Annotated in this window: 4 protein-coding genes and 1 pseudogene; 1 reads left to right on the plus strand and 4 read right to left on the minus strand. The window is 66.0% G+C overall.

Translation table 11 applies throughout. The annotated features are described in order from the left end of the window. The 4 genes and pseudogenes from RMO23_RS19200 to RMO23_RS19215 form a co-directional block, all read right to left on the minus strand. A pseudogene (locus RMO23_RS19200) lies at positions 1–272 on the minus strand (glutamine synthetase); the annotation flags it as partial. A gap of 88 nt (positions 273–360) precedes the next feature. After that, positions 361–1,755, minus strand: a complete 1,395-nt coding sequence (locus RMO23_RS19205) for a sensor histidine kinase N-terminal domain-containing protein (protein WP_405041641.1) — start codon at positions 1,753–1,755, stop codon at positions 361–363. Positions 1,756–1,953: 198 nt separating this feature from the next. Beyond that, complete coding sequence (locus tag RMO23_RS19210) at positions 1,954–2,628, minus strand: response regulator transcription factor (RefSeq protein ID WP_309684700.1); 675 nt, start codon at positions 2,626–2,628, stop codon at positions 1,954–1,956. A 107-nt stretch (positions 2,629–2,735) separates the two neighbouring features. Continuing rightward, complete coding sequence (locus RMO23_RS19215; protein WP_309684703.1) at positions 2,736–3,239, minus strand: MarR family transcriptional regulator; 504 nt, start codon at positions 3,237–3,239, stop codon at positions 2,736–2,738. Positions 3,240–3,402: 163 nt separating this feature from the next. On the opposite strand from RMO23_RS19215, the gene RMO23_RS19220 reads away from it, so the two are divergent. Next, on the plus strand, positions 3,403–3,768 hold a 366-nt coding region (locus RMO23_RS19220; RefSeq protein WP_309684705.1), incomplete at its 3' end, for an ATPase domain-containing protein.

The raw sequence follows: 3,768 nt of genomic DNA on the forward strand, positions 1-3,768 counted from the left end.
CGCGCCAGCGCATCGGGAAAGCCGTGCTGCCAGCCGGTGACGGTGGTGTTGTCGTAGCAGCTGTCCGTCATGTCCCAGCCCAGCACCACGTCGCAAAAGCCAAAGCCGCCCGCCGGGTAGGGTTCGGCGGCACCGAGAAACTTGTCAATGTGCAGGACCTTGCCGCGCAAAACGCCGTCGATGTCGCTGACCGCCACCTTGACCTTGGCGGCGCCCGATTTTTTGAGCGCCTCCAGGGCGGGATGGGTTTTGCCGGTTGCCTTGCGGGTCATGCTGCGCTCCTTGTTGAATCGGGGCCTGTCGCTGCCACTGCCAGGCTACAGCCTAACCGCAAACTTCCCCGGGCGTGGCCGGAGCCTGTCATTCGCTATGCGGCGAGCCCGGTCCGACAAAACGCACCGCCACCCGCGTGCCCGGTGACTGCGGGTGACCCGGCAGGTCGGCGTTTTCAATCGTGATGCTGGCATCGTGCTGGCTGGCAATTTCCTGCACGATCGCCAGCCCCAGGCCCGAGCCGTCGACATTGGTGCCCAATGCCCGGTAAAAGGGCTGGAACACCAGTTCGCGTTCGGACTCGGGAATGCCGGGCCCCGAGTCCTCCACCAACAGCAGCAGCACGCCGCTGAAGCGGTCGGTCAGCAGCCGCACCGTGACCTGGCCTTTTTCGGGCGTGTAGTTGATGGCGTTGTCGAGCAGGTTGCGCACCAACTCCTTGAGCAGCGTCGGGTTGCCTTCGAGCTGGCTCGGCGACTCGCCGGCGGCCGGGCCGTCGTAGCCCAGGTCAATCTTCTTTTCCAGCGCGCGCGGCACCGAGTCGGCCATGACCTCCGAGACGATGTGCACCATGTCCACGCGCTGCTTGGCCAGCGCGCGGCCGGTGGTTTCGGCGCGCGCCAGCGCCAGCAGCTGATTCACGGTGTGGGTGGCGCGTATGCTGGCGCGGCCTATGTGCTTGAGCGACTTTTTCAGCTCGTCGGCATCGGTCTCGCGCTGCGCCAGGTCGGCCTGCATGCGCAGCCCGGCCAGCGGCGTCTTGAGCTGGTGCGCCGCGTCGGCCAGAAAGCGTTTTTGCGTGGTCAGCGAGACCTTGAGCCGGCCCAGCAGGTCGTTGATGGATGACACCAGCGGCGCGACTTCTTCGGGTACGGCGGTGTCGTCGAGCGGGCTCATGTCGTCGGACTTGCGGGCGCGGATGCGCTTTTCGAGCTGCGCCAGCGGCTTGATGCCGCGCACCAGCGCCAGCCACACCAGCAGCACCGCCAGCGGCAGGGTGACGAACTGCGGCACCATGGTGCCCTTGACGATTTCGGTGGCCAGGGTCTTGCGCTTTTCCAGGGTTTCGGCGACCTGCACCAAGACCGTCTGGCCGCTGCTGCCCTTCACTTCGACCTTGATCCAGGTGTAGGCCACGCGCACCTCTTCGCCCAGAATCCGGTCCTCGCGCAGCCGCACTTCGCCCTCGGCGGCCTTGTCGTCGTCGGGCGGCAGCGGCAAGTCGTGTTCGCCGCTCAGGTATTCGCCATGCGTGCCCAGCACCTGGTAGTACACCAGGTCGGTGTCATCGGCGCGCAAGATCTCGCGCGCCGGCCCGGTCAGGTTGAACTGCACCTGGTTGTTCTTGACCGCCACCAGCTTGGCCAGCGCCTGCACGTTGTATTCGAGCGCCCGGTCAAACGGCTTGCCGGCAATGTTCTGCGCCACCAGCCAGGTCAGCGCCATGCTGATCGGCCACAGCAGCAGCAGCGGCGTGAGCATCCAGTCGAGGATCTCGCCAAACAGGCTGCGCCGCTCGCGCTGGAAGAGTCTTAAAGCCAAATAAGCCCCCACGCTCCCCACTGCGTGTGGTTCGCTGCCCCCCGGGGGGGGGCTGCGCCTGCGGCCCGGCGAAGCCGGTTCCGCGGCCCTGGCTGGGGGATACGGGGGAGGCCCTGATTCACCGTTGCTGTTGACATGCTAACCAGGGATTTTTTCCAGGCAATAGCCTAGACCCCTTACCGTCGCAATCCTTATCGGTCCCTTTTCAATCTTCTTGCGCAGGCGGTGGATGTAGACCTCGATCGCGTTGTTGCTGACCTCTTCGCCCCATTCGCACAGGCGCTCGACCAGCTGGTCCTTGCTGACCAGGCGGCCGGCGCGCTGCAGCAGCACTTCGAGCAGGCCCAGCTCGCGTGCCGACAGCTCGACCATCTGGCCGTCTATGGTCGCCACGCGGCCGGCCTGGTCGTACACCAGCGGACCGTGCTTGATGGTGCTGCTGGCGCCGCCCATGCCGCGCCGCGTCAGCGCGCGCACCCGCGCTTCGAGCTCCTGCAGTGAAAACGGTTTCGCCATGTAGTCGTCGGCGCCGTAGTCCAGGCCCTTGACGCGCTCCTCCACGCTGTCGGCCGCCGTCAGGATCAGCACCGGCAGGGTGGAGCCGCGCGCGCGCAGGCGTTTGAGCACCTCCAGGCCATGCATGCGCGGCAGGCCCAGGTCCAGGATCAGCAGGTCGAACTCGGTGTTGGTCATCAGCGCGGCATCGGCCTCACTGCCGCTGGCCACATGGTCGGCGGCAGCGCCCGAGGCGCGCAGGGTACGCAGCAGGCCGTCGGCCAGCACCTGGTCGTCTTCGGCAATCAAAATACGCATGGCGGTCTCCTGATCGGCCCGTGGCAAACGCGCAGGCCGGTTTTTGCTTGTTACGCAAATTCTAGGCTTTTGCGGCTGTGGGCTGGCGAAGCGATGAGGCGTACGGGCTAGGCGCCGTAGGCTTCCAGCCCCAGCGCCACCACCGTGGCCACGTCCTGCCCCACGGCCTGCCGGAATTCGTGCTCGGCCTGCGCCACGGCCTGGCGGAAGGCCTGCAGCCAGAGCAGGCCCGATTGCGTGAACACCACCCGGCGCGCACGCCCGTCGTGCGGGTCGGGCTGGCGCGTGACCAGGCCCCAAGCTTCGCACTGATTCACCAGCTCGCCCATGGCCTGCTTGCTCATGCCGGCGCTGGCCGCCAGGTCGGTCAGGCGCGAGCCGCCCAGCGCCAGATGCCGCGTGATGTGGATGTGCGCCGCCCCGACCTGGTCACGCGCCGCCAGATTCGACAGCGCCAGCGGCACCAGCGCATCGCGTGCCATCAGCCACAGCACGCGTTCGTCAAAGCGGCGCAGGGCCTGGCCCAGCAGGCGGCCCAGGTGCGTCAGGCGCCAGCCGGGCTCGGGCGCGGCGGGTGGCGCAAGGTCGTCAGTCGGGGGTGGCAGGGCCATGGCCCCATGTTAGCCTAATTGGTCAGGCAAACTGACTAAAAACAGGGTTTACTTATTTCAACCACGCCCATAAAGTACTGGTCATGCATCCAGCCTGTTCTTAAAAGCAGGCGCCAGCATCACCGTAAAACTTTTCACATCATTGATTTTCAAGGAGATTTTCATGGACCTGCCGAACAAACCCGCCGCTGCCCCGAGCGCCGCCCTGAACACCGAAAAAGCCAAGGCGCTTGCCGCCGCGCTGGCCCAGATCGAAAAGCAGTTTGGCAAGGGCACCATCATGAAGCTGGGCGCCGGCGAGGTGATCGAGGACATCCAGGTGGTGTCCACCGGTTCGCTGGGCCTGGACATTGCCCTCGGCGTGGGCGGCTTGCCGCGCGGTCGCGTGGTTGAAATCTACGGCCCCGAGTCATCGGGCAAAACCACCTTGACGCTGCAGGTGATTGCCGAAATGCAAAAGCTGGGCGGCACCTGCGCCTTTGTCGATGCCGAGCACGCGCTCGACATCCAGTACGCGCAAAAACTCGGC

This window comes from Polaromonas sp. (assembly GCF_031411155.1).
Classification (GTDB): domain Bacteria; phylum Pseudomonadota; class Gammaproteobacteria; order Burkholderiales; family Burkholderiaceae_C; genus Polaromonas.

Excerpts from the sequence above, each read along its gene's own strand:
- RMO23_RS19205 (WP_405041641.1), bottom strand. The coding sequence starts at position 1,755 with ATGCTCACGCCGCTGCTGCTGCTGTGGCCGATCAGCATGGCGCTGACC.
- RMO23_RS19210 (WP_309684700.1), bottom strand. The coding sequence starts at position 2,628 with ATGCGTATTTTGATTGCCGAAGACGACCAGGTGCTGGCCGACGGCCTG.
- RMO23_RS19215 (WP_309684703.1), bottom strand. The coding sequence starts at position 3,239 with ATGGCCCTGCCACCCCCGACTGACGACCTTGCGCCACCCGCCGCGCCC.